This window comes from Glutamicibacter sp. B1, assembly GCF_039602135.1.
Lineage (GTDB): Bacteria > Actinomycetota > Actinomycetes > Actinomycetales > Micrococcaceae > Glutamicibacter > Glutamicibacter ectropisis.
The window spans coordinates 2024971-2042292 of sequence record NZ_CP125942.1; the positions used below are offsets into that span (position 1 = coordinate 2024971).

The following is a 17322-nucleotide window of genomic DNA, read 5'->3' on the forward strand; positions in this document are numbered from 1 at the left end:
GGGAGGGCTCCCATGGGGACACTTTTAGTGTTCCATTTCGTCTAATGGAACGCTGGACTCCGTACCTGGTATTCCCAGATCGCTAGCCTTTTTGTCAGCCATTGCCAACAATCGACGAATACGGCCAGCTATGGCGTCCTTGGTCATTGGCGGTTCAGCCATGCGGCCGAGCTCATCCAAGGAGGCTTGCTTATGTTCCAGGCGAAGCAATCCCGCGTAACGCAAATGTTCGGGAACTTCATCGCCAAGAATGGTCAGTGCACGCTCCACGCGGGCGCCGGCAGCTACTGCCGCCTGTGCGCTACGGCGAAGGTTGGCATCATCAAAGTTTGCCAACCGGTTGGCCGTGGCGCGGACCTCTTTGCGCATGCGACGCTCTTCCCACACCATCAAGGCATCGTGGGCGCCCATACGGGTCAACAGTTGCGCGATCGCGTCTCCGTCACGAATGACTACGCGGTCAACACCGCGTACCTCGCGGGCTTTAACAGTCAGGCCGAGCCGACGTGCCGCACCCACCAGAGCCAAGGCGGCTTCTGGTCCGGGGCAGGTAATTTCAAGTGCCGAGCTTCGACCAGGTTCGGTCAGCGAACCGTGAGACAAGAAGGCACCACGCCATACCGCCTCAGCATCTGCCGTGGAACCATTAACAATGACCGAAGGCAGCCCACGAACGGGGCGACCGCGCTGGTCAAGTAGTCCGGTTTGGCGGGCGAGAACTTCACCGTCTTTTGCTACGCGAACGATGTATCGACTGCCCTTACGAATGCCAGAGCCAGAGACCATCACGATCTCGGCTTCATGACCATATAACTCGCCAATGGCAAGCTTCAGGCGACGGGCCGTCGCGGCCAGGTCCACCTCAGCTTCAATGACAATTCGCCCGGAGACAATATGCAGTCCCCCGCTGAAGCGGAGCATCGTCGAAACCTCGGCCTTACGAACCGACGGCTTGCGAATCTCAACCCGCGACAGCTCGTCTTTGACGGAAGCCGTCAATGCCATGAATTAAACTCCCTTACTTGGATCTTCCTAAGATCCGATCGCGGTAAACACCTCATGATAGGCCGCCGCTAGTCGCAACGGGTCATGCACTGCACGACCGTCAGATACTCCTACTGTACTAAAAAAGACACGTGCGCCGAGTTTTTGCGCTGCCAGCTCAAATCTCTCACGATTATGAATCTTGGACTCATCAGCGATGATCGCGTCAAAAGTCACCCCTGGCGCATACCGACCGAGCACTTCCAGGTGCGCTGCGGCATCCATGCCAGCAGTTTCCTCAGTATCCACCGACAGGTTCATGGTCAGTAGTTTCTTCGCTGTCGTGGAAGCAATAGCCTGACGCATGTCTGGAAGTAACAAATGTGGAAGCACCGATGTGTACCAAGAACCAGGACCGAGAATCACCCAATCTGCCAGTTCAATAGACTCTAATGCTTCCGCGCAAGCCGGTGCATCCGCTGGTTCAAGGTGAACATTTGTGACTAATCCCCCGGAACCAGCGCGAGCCAACTTAGCTTGACCCACGATTCGTCGACGCACCAAGGACTCGTTATCGTCGGACTCTAGAACTTCGCCGTTAATGGATAACGGCACGGTGCTCATGGGCAAAACCTGACCTCGGGCACCAAGTAACGCCCCTGCCCAACGCAGACCAGCCACGGGGTTATCCAGTAGTTCCCACAGGGCCAAAATCAGTAGGTTTCCCACCGCATGACCGTTCAGTGGTTCGTCCTGATTAACGTCTGACGCAAACCGATGTTGCATGACATCTCGCCAAGTGCGACCCCAATCGTTGTCATCACAGAGGGCAGCCAGAGCCATACGTAAATCGCCTGGTGGCAGAACGTCAAAGGAACCACGCAGACGGCCTGAACTTCCGCCATCATCAGCGACAGTAACCACAGCAGTCAGATCCGTAGTTAGCCTACGAAGAGCTGACAACGAAGAGGAAAGACCATGTCCCCCACCGAGGGCAACCACCGATGGATTACGTTGTTCGCTACCTCTGGTAAGGCCCTGAATGGAAATTGGACCAGTTGCAAAAGCCATGACAGTTACTCGCGTCCCAAATCGCGGTGACTGATGTTCACGCGCACGTTAGGGAACTGCGCAAGGCGCCGTCCAAGCTCAATGGTTGTTGCTACTGAGCGGTGCTTACCGCCGGTGCAGCCCACCGCAATAGTGGCGTAGTGCTTGTTCTCGCGGCGGTAGCCTTCGAACACCGGTTCCAACGCCTTGAGGTAGTTCTCAATGAACTCCTTGGTACCTTCTTGGCTCAGCACATAATCTGAAACTTCTTTGTCCTTACCGGTCTGGGGGCGCAGTTCAGGAACCCAGTGAGGGTTAGGGATAAATCGAACGTCGGCGACGTAGTTGGCGTCGGTCGGCAATCCGTATTTGAAGCCAAAGCTCATGACATTAATCCGAAGAATAATTGGACCGGATTCGCTAAATAATTCATTAACCGAGCGCGCCAGATCATGAACTGACATTGCGGTTGAATCCAAGATGATTTCAGCTGCTTCCCTCAGCTGTTCGGTAATACCGCGTTCAAGGGTAATACCGTCAACAATTCGCCCGTCACCCTGTAGTGGGTGCGGACGACGCCCCTGTTCAAAACGACGGATGAGAACTTCGTCGCTGGCGTTGAGGTAAACGAGTCTAAATTTAACGCCGCTGGAAGTCAGATGTGCCAGGGCATCTCGAATTTCTGGGAACATTTCCTTTGAACGGACGTCCATGACGACAGCCATCTTGGGAATCGAGCCCTGAGACCGGCTCATTAGCTCGGTCAGCGGTCCAAGCATGGCTGGTGGAAGGTTCTCAACCACGTACCACCCTTGGTCTTCTAGAGCATGGGCAACGGTGGTACGACCGGCACCTGACATGCCAGTTACGATCACAAGTTCCGACTCAGGCGGTTTTACAGCTTCATACTCAGCGGTCATATTCCAAGGCTAGTCGACAATTTCGCCAGTCGTCATATTCACACCGCTAAGTGAAGCATCTTCAAGGTTTTCTTTGATGATGGTCGCAAGTTTCTCACCGATACCTGGAACTTCGCACAGCTCTTCAATGCTTGCCGAACGGATCTTTTTCATTGAGCCAAAATGCTTACGCAGTGCTGTTTGCTTAGCTTTGCCGAGTCCGGGAATCGCGTCTAGTTCGGAGGAGATCATCGATTTTGCTCGCTTTTCGCGGTGGAAGGTGATTGCAAAACGGTGAGCCTCGTCGCGAAGTCGCTGCACAAGATAGAGTGCTGCCGAGGCACGCGGAAGAATAACCGGGAATGGGTCATCGGGAAGCCACAGCTCTTCCAAGCGTTTGGCGAGTCCAACCACTTGGATGTCATCGATCCCTAAGTCGTCCATGGCTTTTTGCGCCGCAGCAACCTGAGGTGGACCACCATCAACAATGACCAAGGACGGTGGGTAGGAGAATTTCTTCTTTTCCATCTCACCTGTTGTGCCGTCCTCTACTGCCCCGGTGACGAAGACTGACGGGTCGACCTTCTCTTTGAGATACCGGCTAAAACGCCGATAGATCACGTCGTACATGCTGGCAGTATCATCGCGTGCGGCTTCACCCGTGATGGAAAATTTTCGGTATTCGCTCTTTTTTGGAAGTCCATCTTCAAAGACCACCATTGATGCCACAACGTTCGTGCCCTGAGTGTGGGACGCGTCGTAGCATTCGATACGCAGCAATGCTTGCTCGGCCCCGAGTGCTTCTTGCAGTTCTTGCATTGCCAAAGAACGGGTCGTGATATCACCGGCTCGCTTTGATTTATGCAATCGTAAAGCTTGCTCCGCGTTCTCTTTCACGGTGCCGGCTAGGGCTGCTTTGTCCCCCCGCTGTGCCACACGCAGAGATACCTTCGAACCGCGTAGCTCCGAAAGCCAGGTGGTGACATCATTGATGTCTTCTGGCAATGCAGGTACGAGAATTTCGCGTGGAATCCGATCCGCATGGTCGGCATAAATCTGCGTCAAGAGCTGCTCGACGAATTCGGCGTCGGAAGCGTCGGCAACTTTTTCAACGACCCATCCTCGTTGCGAACGGATGCGGCCGTCGCGCACATGGAATACCTGAACTGCGGCTTCAAGTTCGTCTCCATGCACACCAAAGATGTCGGCCTCAGTGCGATCGTCAAGGACCACAGCGTTGCGTTCAAAGACGCGATTCAGTGCAGCGATGTCATCGCGGTATCGAGCAGCCTTTTCGTACTCAAGTTCAGCGACTGCTTCTTGCATCTTAGTCGTCAGGGCCTTGGTGAATTTTGTGGCTTCACCGTTCATGAACGTGCATAAGTCATCGGCGAGTTGACGGTGGTCTTCTTCGCTAATTCTTCCCACGCACGGTGCCGAACACTTATCGATATATCCCAGCAGGCAGGGTCGGCCTGATGCTTCTGCCCGGTTGAACACTCCCGGAGCGCAACTTCGAACGGGGAAGACGCGTAAGAGCGTATCGAGAGTTTCGCGAATAGCCTTGGCTGGATAAAAAGGCCCAAAATATTTGACACCCTTGCGCTTATCGCCACGCATAACGAGTGCTCTGGGGTATTTTTCATTGAGCGTGACAGCAAGGTACGGGTAGGTCTTGTCGTCTCGGAAAACGATGTTAAATCGAGGGTTATATTCCTTGATCCAAACGAATTCCAACTGCAGCGCCTCTAGCTCCGAGCCGACTACAGTCCACTCGACGCTACCCGCGGTAAATACCATAGCCCGTGTTTTGGGCGTCAACCGGTCAGGGTTAGCAAAATAGGAGGTTAACCGATTACGGAGGACCTTGGCTTTTCCAACATAGATCACGCGGCCATGTTCATCGCGGAAGCGGTAAACGCCTGGTTTGGTTGGAATATCCGAGGTTTTCGGACGGTAACTTGCTGGATCAGCCATAGGTTATTTCGCGTCTGGAGGTAACTGGTTGTATGAATCCACACGCTCTTGGCCAGAAAGCTCAGCAATAGCATCCACGATCTGGTCCGTCGCTTGACGACGCTGAGGTAGCGGATGTTTGCGGCCCAGCTGATCGAAGTGCAGTGGTTCACCGTAATGAATATGGAATTTTGCTGGCTTGAAACCTTTTGAACCTGCTGGCTGCAATTTCTCGGTTCCAATGAGGCCCACTGGAACTACAGGGACGCCAGTGGTCAGTGCGAGCCAACCCACGCCGGTACGCCCACGGTAGAGTTTGCCGTCTCGCGAACGGGTCCCTTCGGGGTAAATGCCGATGCCGCCGCCTTCTTCGATAATGTCAACCAAAGAGTCCAGCGCAGCCACTGAAGCAGCTTGTTCACCACGTTGCACAGGAATTGAGCCAACTGATTCGAAGAAGTTCTTCATCAGCCGTCCCTTGATGCCTGGGGTGGTGAAGTACTCCGCCTTCGCAAAGAAGGCAACATCGCGAGGAGTCAGTGCCTGGATAATTAGCGAGTCAAAAAATGAAAGGTGATTCGAAGCAACGATGAATCCGCCCTCTTTGGGCACATTCTCAAGTCCGGTTACTTCGGCGCGACAAACGCCATGGATAATTCCGCGAATCGAGGCGCGGGTCATGGTGTAGATGCTCATTTATTTTGCACCTTCCTGCATGACATTAGTTTCCATTTCTATCGAAGTGGCGGCTTGTTCTCCGAGAAGAACGCCTGCCAGTTCTCTGACGTTGTTGACTTGGTAGTTGGCGCGAGCCAATTCATCGCCCTGAGCGAATCCCCACGCCACACCAATCGAGGCAACGGAATTCTCTCGGGCGGCGTCGAGGTCGTAATACCGGTCCCCTACGACAACGCTGGTTGTGGCATCAACACCGGCATGCGACAAGGCTTCTGCCACAATGTGCGTCTTGCTTGATCCGTGGGTACCATGTTCGTCGGCATTCCCATGGATCGCGTCAAGGTGTGCTGTCAGGCCTTTACGGTCGAGAAGCAGCCTTGCGATGTTCACGGGTTTTGCGGTGGTCACTGCTACGTAAATATTCTCGCGACGAAGGGCATCCAGAAGTGGAATAATTCCCGGATAGACCCGAGACTCGTCCATGCCAACTTCTTCGTAGCGGTCGCGGTATGCAGCAATGATGGAGTCAATGTTTTTGTCGGTCACCCCATCAAGGGTGCGCAACCCGACTTGCAATGGTGGTCCCACTAGAGCTTCAACACGTGCCTCACCTGGATCCGAAAGACCGTGGGCCACGAGGGCATGACGAATCCCCGAAGTAATGGCACCTGCAGGGTCGACGAGGGTCCCGTCAAGATCAAAGAACACACTTGTTACCGACATATTCACTTAGCCATCTTCCCATGAAGCAGGCGCGGGTCAGGAATCCATGACCGAAAAGGCATATTTTCCTGATCCGCGTCCCTTTTTCTAAAGGATTTCAGCCAAGAACTTTCCTGTGTGTGATTCGCTGACCTTAGCCACCTTTTCAGGAGTTCCGGTTGCCAGAATCGTGCCACCACCGGAGCCACCTTCAGGACCAAGATCAATTACCCAGTCTGCGGACTTGATGACATCGAGGTTGTGCTCGATGGTCAGGACAGTATTGCCCTTGTCCACCAGACCTTGAAGTACCTTCAGTAGCTTTCGAATATCTTCGAAGTGAAGACCGGTGGTTGGTTCATCCAAGACGTAGATAGAACGACCGTTTGAACGCTTCTGAAGTTCGGCTGCTAGTTTCACTCGCTGCGCTTCACCGCCAGAGAGCGTGGTCGCTGGCTGTCCCAGTCGAACATAACCCAATCCGACATCGACCAAGGTCCGCAGATGACGGGCGATAGGCGTGAATGCACTGAAGAATTCCGCTCCTTCGGCGATAGGCATATCCAGCACGTCTGCGATGTTTTTGCCCTTATAGAGCACCTGCAAAGTTTCTCGGTTATAGCGAGCACCGTGGCAAACTTCGCATGGCACATAAACATCTGGCAGGAAGTTCATCTCAATCTTGAGAGTTCCATCGCCCGAGCAGGCTTCGCAGCGTCCACCCTTAACGTTGAAGGAGAACCTACCTGGCTGATAGCCACGCAGCTTCGCTTCGTTGGTCTCCGCGAAAAGCTTACGAATGTGGTCAAAAACGCCGGTGTACGTTGCAGGGTTTGATCTTGGCGTGCGACCGATCGGTGACTGATCGACGTGGACAACCTTGTCGAGGTGTTCCAAGCCGAGAACGCGTGTGTGCCGTCCTGGAACTTGCTTGGCACCGTTGAGCTTGTTGGCCAACACCTTGTACAAAATGTCGTTAACCAAGGTGGATTTACCAGAACCGGATACACCGGTGACCGCGGTGAGCAAGCCTAGCGGGAACTCCACAGAAACATTCTGCAGGTTGTTTTCGCTGGCTCCTACAACCTTGAGCTTGCGACCCTTATCAACCTTGCGACGCTTGGCCGGAACGTCAATCTTCTTTCGCCCCGATAGGTAGTCGCCGGTCAACGACTGAGTATTGGCTTTCAGCCCTTCCACAGAGCCTGAATGGACCACTTCACCGCCGTGCTCACCGGCACCTGGTCCAATGTCCACGATCCAGTCAGCTTCGGCGATCGTATCTTCGTCGTGTTCCACCACGATGAGAGTGTTGCCTAAGGAGCGAAGGTGCAACAAGGTGTCAATTAGGCGGCGATTGTCGCGCTGGTGCAAACCGATCGATGGTTCGTCAAGCACATACAGCACGCCAACGAGACCGGAACCAATTTGCGTCGCCAAGCGAATTCGCTGGGCTTCACCACCGGAAAGAGTTCCAGCGGCACGCTCAAGGGTCAGGTATTCCAACCCCACGTCCAGTAGGAACTTCATACGAGCGTCAATTTCCTTTAGAACCTGTGCGGCGATTTTCGCTTCACGGGCCGAAAGCTCGATGGTCGATAGGAAGTTCGCTGCACTACGCAAATCCATCGCGGATACTTCAGCAATGGAACGTCCGCCGACCAGCACCGAGAGTGAAGCCGGGTTCAGACGGGCTCCCCCACACGTTGGGCAAGGAATCTGACGCATGTACTGCTCGTAACGGTCGCGTGCATGATCAGACTCTGTTTCTTCATGCTTACGGTGCACATAGGAAATGACACCTTCAAAACCTGTCGAGTACTTACGCTCACGTCCGAAGCGGTTCTTGTACTGGACCACAACCTTGTGGTCCTTACCGTTAAGGATTGCTTCGCGAGCCTTGGCTGGCAGATCTTTCCATTGCGTGTTCAATGTAAAGCCAAGCTCGTTGCCCAGGCCTTCGATCAGGCGGTTCCAGTACTCAGTAGTTGCTTTACCCAAGGACCATGGAGCGATGGCCCCGTCAGCTAGGGTAACTTCCGGATCAGGGACGATGAGGTGCTCATCAACTTCCAGCTTGGTACCAATACCCGAGCATGCGGAGCAGGCACCAAATGGATTATTGAAGGAGAAGGTACGTGGTTCGATTTCGTCGATGGCTAGCGGATGCTCATTCGGGCAAGCCAGGTTCTCTGAGAACGCACGAACTCGCTGCGGGTCCGACGCCTCAAGATCAACAAAGTCCGCCAACACACGGCCATCGGCGATCCCCAGTGCGGTTTCGATCGAATCGGTCAGACGCTGACGCGCATCTTCCTTGATGGCCAGTCGGTCTACCACTACTTCGATGGTGTGCTTGACCTGTTTAGCCAACTTTGGAGGGTCATTGAGCTGAATCGTCTCGCCATCAACGCGAGCACGTGCAAAGCCCTTTGAGGAGAGCTCGGCGAAGAGGTCGACGAACTCGCCCTTACGAGCGCGAACCACTGGTGCAAGGATCTGGAAGCGCGTCTTCTCTGGCAGCTCCATGAGCTGATCCACGATCTGCTGCGGTGTCTGCTTAGAGATTGGTTCATGACAGATTGGGCAATGTGGGCGGCCGACTCGCGCCCACAGAAGACGCATGTAATCGTAGACTTCCGTGATCGTGCCAACGGTAGATCTAGGGTTGCGACTCGTGGATTTCTGGTCAATCGACACTGCTGGCGACAGGCCTTCAATGAAGTCAACGTCTGGCTTATCCACTTGTCCGAGGAACATTCGGGCGTAGGCAGAAAGGGATTCGACATAGCGTCGCTGACCTTCAGCGAAGATCGTGTCGAAAGCCAGTGAAGATTTTCCGGATCCGGAGAGTCCGGTGAAGACGATCATCGCATCTCGCGGCAGATCGATGTCTACATTTTTCAGGTTGTGCTCACGCGCGCCCTTAACGACCAGTCGTGTGAGATCTGTTTTCTTGCTCTCTGCAGTAATAGCCACGAAGCCATACTAATCGAAAACTGCTTCGAATAAGTGTACGAATGGTCCTATCTCACAGAAATTTTTCCCTAGGCTGATTTACCGTCTCGGCGAGCGCCGTTCTGGCGCTCCTATTGCGAAGCACCTGACAAGCGGTATGCCACCATTCCCTCAACCTGGCTTAGGACAACGACATCTTCATGTGTAAATCCTGCCCTTCTAAATTCCTCCACGTTCGGGATGGCATCCGTAGGTTTCCACGAACCTCTTTTGCAAACCGTCTGAGCATCAGTGAAATAGCTGTCCCTTGATGCTTTGTGCGTTCCTGGGGTTTTGGTACCTAGAGTCGCGGAGTAAATATAGTAAGGATCGCGCTCGACCGTGCACAGTACATTTGCTCCAACTGCATTTTCTAACGGGGCGATCGAACCATCCGAGTTGTTTACGACTTGCTCGCCCTCATCCAATGGAAGGATGGGCGTTGCCGTATTCTGCAATGGAGTACCGGCACCTTCATTTGTTTTGGAATGCTCTAAGGGATCGCTGAGTCTGTACTCCCATTTTCTCTTACCGGTTTTACTGTCGATTCCTACGGCCTTCCAGGTAAGATCATCCGTTTTCGTACGGTAATGATCTTTGCGTGTGGTGGTTAGCGTTTGCTTTCCACCGTCGTAGTAGCACAGCACAACTGTGTCGCCGGTGGCGCTGATCTTCCAAGGCATTACTGAGCCACAGGATGTTGCCACACCTTTTTGTTGCCAAAGGGTACGTCCGGTGTTCGCATCCAATGCAACAAATTTCGACAAGTCTTCAGCACGATAGACGGCTTTCTTCTTGTCGGTATCAAAAAAATCGTATTTGGCATGCGAACCATACCCGAGAAGTATGTCTTCATTGTCTTCTACGGTGTCCCACTTCCATCCGCTAGTGGTAGAAATACCCTTGGCAAATACTTGCTCGTAGGGTCGTTTCCAAACGGTCTGGGCGTCGTTGGAATAGCTCAACATTTCTCGATCGGAGTCATACCAGTATGCGATGAGCCCTTCCCCCAGCCTGCTTCCGCCCTGTTGGAGGCCGTATTCAATTTGGTTTGTCGTTTTCTCAGTCCACTGCTTTTTGGACCAATCAAATTTCAAATATTGGTATTCGGAGAATTTCTCCTTACGGGCTTTTGCGCCCTCTGTACAGAAGGTCTTGCCGCAGATATAGGGACGCTCACCCCAGTAGCCAAAATTCTCCTTGGACGCATACTGTTTCCCATTGGAGACGTCAGCAATTTTCAGCTGCCCGTAGGTCCCAGTCTTCGTGCCCAAATAAGCCACATAATTTTTACCCTCGTGCTCAACTATTTTGATGTCCGGTGCGATGCCCCTGAAATCTGAGGCTCCCAACGCTTCGTCTTTCCAAAGTTGTTTGCCGTTTTTCAAATTCCGAGCGATGACTTCCGTCTGTGGACCTTGCCGCCGATAAGCAATGGCCACATCACCGGATACCTGAACATCTGAGACGAGCACTTCATCGCTTTTCCACGCGATTTTGGCGGGCACTTCTCCACGTTCTTCCGAAACCTTAGGTACCGGCTCTGCCGTAGTTGGCGTACATCCAGCAAGCCCATGTCCGAGAATCAGTACGGCCAAAACTATGACGGTGACACCCACGGAGTGTAGGTGAGCATTTCTGTTGGAGCTCACGGTGTTTTCCTGCCCTCGGGAACTTTGGCTAGTTCCAGAGTGTAGACCCGAGTCCAAACACCGCCCGAAGGTTTTCCACAGCCTTCTACTTCTTGACCGCGGAACTCACTTCAGGGGACTATCTAGCGAGGCAGTGAGCTAAATGCGGCGCGTAGGTATTTCACTGCCGTCGCTTCGTCCACAGACCACATCTGAGCAATGCGGGCCAAATCGGCCGCGGCATCACTAACTTCTTGTTCGGCCCGGTTCTCTGCTGCTTGGATAACGGTTCCGTGACGCCCTCGTGTTACTACGGCGCCTTGCAGTTCAAGTTCTTTATAAACCTTGGCCACCGTGTTAACGGCAAGATTCAATGATCCAGACAATGCACGTACGGAGGGAAGTTTAGTACCCGGCGCCAATTTTCCTTTAGCTATTGCCGAAAGGATCTGTTCGCGGACTTGCTGGTACGGCGCCACAGCGGATTTCGGATCAATTTTGATGAATCCCAATTCACTCATGCTCTGCTCCATTCTTTAGGACTCTGACTTCCTCTGACCCCGAGCCTATCGCGTTGAACATATTTTCCGTCGTAGTGTGTTGGTATGAACGAACTATTGCTGGACGATGTAACCATCCGCTGGATTTCAGTTTCCGATATGGCGAACAACGTCTACCTCATTACCAACCGACACTCGGGCGAGCAATTGCTGATCGACGCCGCAGATGATGCGCCAGCTATCGCTGAACTGATCAACGAAGCAAAGAATGATGCAGACAATCCACGAATCGTCGGCATCGCAACCACCCACCAGCATTGGGATCATGTGCGTGCGCTGGCCGAAATCGTCGAACAGCACCCGGTGACAACCTATGCTGGTGCTGACGATATGGCAGGTATCGCTGAAGAATCAGGCGTCCAAATTACCAACGGACTCAACCATGGGGACCAACTCAAACTGGGCGAGGTAATTATCGAAGCGATCCATCTGCGCGGGCACACTCCGGGCTCAATCGGATATGCGTTGGTAGATTCTTCCGGCCAGCCAGTCATCTTCAGCGGCGACAGTCTATTCCCTGGCGGTGTAGGAAATACGTGGAAGGATCCACAGCGTTTCCTCTCGCTGATCACCGACGTATCCGAACGAATTTTCGACCGCTTCCCAGATGAAACCAAGGTCCTACCGGGACATGGCGATGCGACCACTTTGGGCGCCGAACGTCCTCACCTGGATGAATGGCGTGAGCGCGGCTGGTAGGCAAACGCATGGTGATGCCCACCGAACGTGTCGGTGGGCATCACTGTGAAAGTTGGTCGATGATTCTCAATTCGCCGAGCCTGTGATTATTGGGCTAGTTTGTGGCCAATCATGAAAATTCTGCGGAACGGGAAGTTCGTCAGCTTCGTCCCATCAGGTGCTTGGAACGACGGGTAGTGTTTGGAAACCGCAGTGCGATAGTCATCTTCGAATTCCAGATAGTCCTCCGCGTTTAAGGCAGCTTTGACCGGCAATAAAGCGGTACCACGAACCCAGTCCAAGATCGGATCCTCACCCAACAAAAGTTGTTGGAAGGTGCTCTCCCAAACGTTGGCTTGGAATCCGGCATCAAGTAAGAGTCGTTGATATTCATCTGGCTGGCCGACAACATTTCCGTGGCGCAGCACCCCTCCAAGTCTGCCAACCCACTTGGGACTCTCTGCAACCTCCCGCATCTGCACATGTGAGGGCGAATCAAAATTACCCGGTACTTGGATCGCGACATAGGATCCAGTTTTCATCGCACGCAGCCACGTCGCTAGCAGCTCTCGGTGCTCCGGCAACCATTGCAACATCGCGTTCGAGAAGAGTAGATCAAGGCCAGGTTCGGGTTGCCAAGTCGTGGCATCCGCAAGTCCGAATTGCAGATTCGGCTCATGCTCGCTCGATGAGGCCCTGTCGATCATCTCTTGGGAAGAATCCAACCCCACCACCTGTGCGGCAGGCCATCGTTGGGCCAGGAGTCTGGTCATATTTCCGGGGCCGCATCCCAAATCCACAACCTTTTTCGGGTCGAGATCAACTAATTGGCCGAGCAGGTCTTTGTAGGGGCGACCCCGATAGTCGGCGAATTCCGTGTACTTTGCTGGATCCCATTTCATGCCCTTAGCCTAATCCTTTGAACTTGGCTCACTTCAAGCACACAGTCATACTTCTCAACCGATAGGCTAGTAACATCATGTTGCTCACCGAATATTTGCCAGCAGACAGCAAAAACGTATCCGACGACGAAATCTACGAGGCTTTCGGCCAATGGGTCGCCTCCCGTGGCATCACGCTTTACCCGGCACAGGATGAAGCCTCGATGGCGCTGGCTGGTGGCAACAACGTCATCCTTGCCACGCCCACTGGTTCTGGCAAGTCCATGGTCGCCATCGCTGCCCACTTCTACGCAATGGCTCGCGACCAGATCAGCTTCTACACGGCCCCCATCAAGGCCCTGGTTTCAGAGAAGTTCTTTGACTTGTGCAAGATCTTCGGTGCGGAAAACGTTGGCATGGTGACCGGCGACTCGTCGGTTAACGCGGATGCGCCAATTATCTGTTGCACCGCGGAGATTCTGGCCAACATCGCCCTGCGCGAAGGTTCTAAAGCCGACGTTGGCTGCGTGATCATGGATGAGTTCCACTTCTATGCCGATCCACAACGTGGTTGGGCCTGGCAGGTACCGCTCATTGAACTTCCTCAAGCCCAGTTCCTGCTTATGAGCGCAACCCTGGGCGACGTAACCCGCTTCGAAAAAGAACTCGAAGAACGCACTGGTACGCCAACGGTGACTGTGGCACATACCGAGCGTCCCATCCCACTGCATTTCTACTACTCCATGGAACCCGTGCAAGAAGCCGTGGAAGAACTGATCAAGACCAAGCAGGTCCCCATCTACATCGTTCACTTCTCCCAGCTTGACGCGATCGACCGAGCCACCGGGTTGATGAGTATCAATGTCGCCACCCGTGAAGAAAAGGAAAAAATCTCTGAAATGATCGGTGGCTTCCGCTTTGCTGCCGGCTTCGGTAAAACCCTGAATCGATTGGTGCGACATGGCATTGGTATCCACCATGCCGGCATGCTGCCAAAATATCGTCGCCTTGTTGAACAGCTCGCGCAGGCCGGGTTACTCAAGGTCATTTGCGGCACGGACACCTTGGGTGTTGGCATCAACGTTCCGATCCGTACTGTCGTCATCACCGCGCTATCAAAGTTTGATGGCACCCGTACACGTATCGTCAACGCCCGCGAATTCCACCAGATTGCTGGCCGCGCGGGACGAGCCGGATTTGATACTGCCGGAACCGTATTGGTCCAAGCACCGGAACATGCCATTGAGAATCACAAGGCCATGGAAAAGGCTCTCAAAAAGCATGGTGAGGGTTCGTCCAAACTTAAGCAGATCCCTAAGAAGAAGCCACCACAGAACTTTGTGACCTGGGGCGAAAAGACCTTCGAAAGAATTGTCGCCGCTCCCCCAGAAACGCTGAAGTCTTCCTTCCAGGTATCGCACTCAATGCTGCTGAACCTCTTGGAGCGCGAGGACAATGCATTCGAAGCAGCCGTGCGCCTGCTAAGCGAAAATCACGAGACGCCCGCAGCACAACGCAAGCTGAAGCTTCGGGCCATCGGTATCCTACGTGAACTGATTGCCACCGAGGTAGTGGTGCGTCGTGATGAACCAGATGAATACGGCAATTACTACGAGTTGACCGTGCACCTTCAGCAAAACTTCGCGCTGAACCAGCCACTCTCGCCCTTCGCTTTGGCGGCGTTGGACTTGTTAGATCCGGACTCTGCCAGCTACGCCCTCGACGTGGTTTCTGTCATTGAAGCCACCTTGGAAAAACCTCGCCAGGTGCTCTCCGGCCAGGAGAAAAAGGCCCGAGGCGAAGCCATCGCTGCCATGAAGGCCGAAGGTATGGATTACAACGATCGCATGAACGCGCTCGATGAGATCACCTACCCGATGCCCCTGGCTGAAAAACTGGAATCGGCTTTTGAGCAGTATCGCTCCGGTGCACCGTGGCTCGCCGATTTTGAACTGCAACCGAAGTCGATCGTTCGTGACATGTACGAACGCGCCATGGGCTTCTCGGACTTTGTCCAGTACTACCAGCTTGCCCGCTCGGAAGGCGTGCTGCTGCGTTACCTCACCGATGCCTACAAAGCTCTGCGCCAGACTGTCCCCCAGGACGCCCTGCGTGAGGATCTAGAAGACCTGATCGAATGGCTGGGTGAAATGATTCGCCAGATCGACTCCTCGCTTCTTGACGAGTGGGAAGAACTCTCGCGTGGTGAACTGAGCGAAGAAACCGAAACTGCGCCACCACCGGCACCAGAAAAACTGACCAGCAATAAACGTGCCTTCCGAGTGATGGTTCGCAATGAGATGTTCCGTCGCGTCAAGCTCTTTGCTGACGAACAGGACCAGGCCCTCGGCGAACTCGACGAGCACAATGGCTTTGACGCCGATGCATGGGCCGACGCGATGGATGGCTACTTCGATGAGCATGATGACATTGACGATGGTCCCACTGGTCGCAGCTCTCAACTGTTCATAGTCAATGAGCTACCTCACCGAGTATGGGAAGTCCGTCAGATCTTCGCTGATCCTTCCGAACATCATGATTGGGGCATCAGCGCTACGATCTCCTTGGATGATTCCGATGAGGTCGGTGCGCCAGTCGTGACCGTGACTTCTGTGGGGCGTTTGGACTAGTACGATGCTCGCCATCAGCTACGTCGTTTTCGTCGACGGCAATAAAGTCTTGTTGCAACTGCGCGAAGGCACGGGTTTCATGGATGGGTACTGGAGTATCGCCGCTGCAGGGCATGTCGAGCCAGATGAAGGCAGTATGGACGCTGCGCTTCGTGAGGCCCGCGAAGAATTAGGCGTAGAGCTCCGTACGGCCGATGTTCACTTATTCATTTCGGCGCTGCGTCAGGAACCTTTTATCGGTGCCAATGAAGTTGTTGATGATTTTTATCTAACGACTTGTTGGTCCGGGACACCACAAATTATGGAACCGGATCGGACCGCCAATCTGCGCTGGTTCGATATTAGTCATCTTCCACAAAACGTGGTTCCTCACGAACGGCCCGTACTTTTAGAGTTACTTCAGGATTAGTCGCCCTAGTCCGCTGAGCCGCAAGAAACTCGCCGAATTTCTACGGTAACCACACAGTGACCGATACTGCCCGCAGTGACTGTCGAAAAATCGATAGCCATGTTGCGGGCATTGTCGTAAGGTATGGCCATGAACGGATTCCAGCTGCGCCTGGTGGGTGCATGCATCTTACTGTTTGTATTGATCGGCCTGCTCAGCGGATGGTCGGCGCTCTTTGCCGCCGATGCTCTGCTCTCCACATTGCTTCAGGCCGGGCTCCTTATCTTGGGGCTGGCACTGGTGTATCAAGGTGAAAACTTACGAAGCAGCCCAGCGCAATAGGTAGTCAGTTTTCAAGTAACTCTTTGAGCCAGCTAGTACAGGCCACGGCTTGTTGCGCGTGGTAGCTTCTCAGCGTGGGCAGCGAAGGAACCGGTGGGCGACGCGCAGCATCCAGATAAAAACCAGTGAGTCCCGCGAGCGCACTAACGAGCTCAGTTGATGTCACAGAGGCAAAGATTCGATGTGAATCAACAATGGATTGAACATCGAGTAACGGTTCGTGTAATCGCGCTTCGATCAGCAACGTTAACGCGTCGTACCACGCAGCTCCGCGGGCAGCCCATGGCCAGTCCACCAGGTAAATATCGCCATCGTTTCCAACCAAAATATTGTCTGCACGCAGATCAGCATGTACTAGTTCCTCACCTGCGAGCAATAATGCTGCGGGTTCGGCTAGCTGATGAAGTTCCTGAAGGTGCTGAGCTATCCACGGATCATTAGGAACAAAATCGTCGTCAATGATTCGGCTGAACCCGGCAAAGTCGTCTCGCAGCTCATCTTCTAGGCGTGGAAGTCCCCGAACCAAGGATTCTGGAACAGACGAATTGAGGTCCGCAACGGAATCAAGTACAGCTAGGAGCTCGTCTGGATTCCACGGAAGGGCTGGTCGATTTCCAGGTGCTTCAGCGAAGACGAGCGCTTGCCACCCCTGGCACTGCACATGTGACAGCAGTTTCGGGGCAGGTAATGTTTCGGGAAGTTTGGCAGCAATGTTCGCTTCCTTGGCGTGCAGTTGAGCTGCAAAATCGTTGACTTCAGCGTCTACGGCTTTCACAAAGACCACGCGTCCATCTTGCAACTGCACAAGGTCAGCACTGCCTGGCGAAAACCCACCGATTTGCCGCGTGGCCTCTACGACGTTCGAGCCCAGTCGACTTTCAATGGTCGACCGCAAAGCTTGCGGAAGTTCGGGCCAAGATATTCGCTGTGGGAATTGGATGCGCAT

Annotated in this window: 15 protein-coding genes; 4 read left to right on the top strand and 11 right to left on the bottom strand. The window is 53.7% G+C overall.

Features of this window, described 5'->3' with window-relative positions:
• Positions 1-24: 24 nt before the first annotated feature.
• The 9 genes from whiA to QMQ05_RS09440 form a co-directional block, all read right to left on the bottom strand.
• Positions 25-1005, bottom strand: a complete 981-nt coding sequence (whiA, locus tag QMQ05_RS09400) for a DNA-binding protein WhiA (RefSeq protein ID WP_022876411.1) — start codon at positions 1003-1005, stop codon at positions 25-27.
• A 27-nt stretch (positions 1006-1032) separates the two neighbouring features.
• A complete protein-coding gene (locus tag QMQ05_RS09405; protein WP_334122966.1) occupies positions 1033-2055 on the bottom strand; it encodes a gluconeogenesis factor YvcK family protein in 1023 nt (340 codons plus the stop codon).
• 5 nt (positions 2056-2060) lie between these two features.
• Complete coding sequence (gene rapZ, locus QMQ05_RS09410) at positions 2061-2954, bottom strand: RNase adapter RapZ (protein ID WP_334122967.1); 894 nt, start codon at positions 2952-2954, stop codon at positions 2061-2063.
• A 9-nt stretch (positions 2955-2963) separates the two neighbouring features.
• Positions 2964-4910, bottom strand: coding sequence for an excinuclease ABC subunit UvrC (gene uvrC / locus QMQ05_RS09415; protein ID WP_345469490.1), 1947 nt, complete (start codon positions 4908-4910; stop codon positions 2964-2966).
• A gap of 3 nt (positions 4911-4913) precedes the next feature.
• A complete protein-coding gene (locus tag QMQ05_RS09420; RefSeq protein ID WP_058254545.1) occupies positions 4914-5585 on the bottom strand; it encodes a lysophospholipid acyltransferase family protein in 672 nt (223 codons plus the stop codon).
• A complete protein-coding gene (locus tag QMQ05_RS09425; RefSeq protein WP_345469492.1) occupies positions 5586-6290 on the bottom strand; it encodes an HAD hydrolase-like protein in 705 nt (234 codons plus the stop codon).
• Positions 6291-6377: 87 nt separating this feature from the next.
• A complete protein-coding gene (gene uvrA, locus QMQ05_RS09430) occupies positions 6378-9248 on the bottom strand; it encodes an excinuclease ABC subunit UvrA (protein WP_345469493.1) in 2871 nt (956 codons plus the stop codon).
• Positions 9249-9358: 110 nt separating this feature from the next.
• Positions 9359-10918, bottom strand: a complete 1560-nt coding sequence (locus tag QMQ05_RS09435; protein ID WP_345469495.1) for a PQQ-binding-like beta-propeller repeat protein — start codon at positions 10916-10918, stop codon at positions 9359-9361.
• 122 nt (positions 10919-11040) lie between these two features.
• The gene (locus QMQ05_RS09440; protein WP_345469496.1) at positions 11041-11418 is read right to left on the bottom strand and encodes a GntR family transcriptional regulator; all 378 of its coding nucleotides are present in this window, start codon (positions 11416-11418) and stop codon (positions 11041-11043) included.
• An 84-nt stretch (positions 11419-11502) separates the two neighbouring features.
• Between QMQ05_RS09440 and QMQ05_RS09445 the strand changes: the two genes are divergently transcribed.
• On the top strand, positions 11503-12156 hold the full coding sequence (locus QMQ05_RS09445; RefSeq protein ID WP_345469498.1) for an MBL fold metallo-hydrolase: 654 nt from the start codon (positions 11503-11505) through the stop codon (positions 12154-12156).
• An 86-nt stretch (positions 12157-12242) separates the two neighbouring features.
• Here the strand turns inward: QMQ05_RS09445 and QMQ05_RS09450 are convergent, their stop codons facing one another.
• Positions 12243-13037, bottom strand: coding sequence for a methyltransferase domain-containing protein (locus tag QMQ05_RS09450; protein ID WP_345469500.1), 795 nt, complete (start codon positions 13035-13037; stop codon positions 12243-12245).
• A 77-nt stretch (positions 13038-13114) separates the two neighbouring features.
• On the opposite strand from QMQ05_RS09450, the gene QMQ05_RS09455 reads away from it, so the two are divergent.
• The 3 genes from QMQ05_RS09455 to QMQ05_RS09465 all read left to right on the top strand — a co-directional run bounded on the left by QMQ05_RS09455 (position 13115) and on the right by QMQ05_RS09465 (position 16376).
• On the top strand, positions 13115-15646 hold the full coding sequence (locus tag QMQ05_RS09455; RefSeq protein ID WP_345469502.1) for a DEAD/DEAH box helicase: 2532 nt from the start codon (positions 13115-13117) through the stop codon (positions 15644-15646).
• 4 nt (positions 15647-15650) lie between these two features.
• Positions 15651-16055 carry an NUDIX domain-containing protein gene (locus QMQ05_RS09460; protein WP_345469503.1) on the top strand — a complete coding sequence of 135 codons (405 nt, stop codon included), beginning with the start codon at positions 15651-15653 and terminating at the stop codon, positions 16053-16055.
• 129 nt (positions 16056-16184) lie between these two features.
• Entirely contained in the window at positions 16185-16376 is a 192-nt protein-coding gene (locus QMQ05_RS09465) for a hypothetical protein (protein WP_334122977.1), read from the top strand.
• 4 nt (positions 16377-16380) lie between these two features.
• Here the strand turns inward: QMQ05_RS09465 and QMQ05_RS09470 are convergent, their stop codons facing one another.
• Positions 16381-17322, bottom strand: a complete 942-nt coding sequence (locus QMQ05_RS09470; RefSeq protein WP_345469505.1) for a phosphotransferase — start codon at positions 17320-17322, stop codon at positions 16381-16383.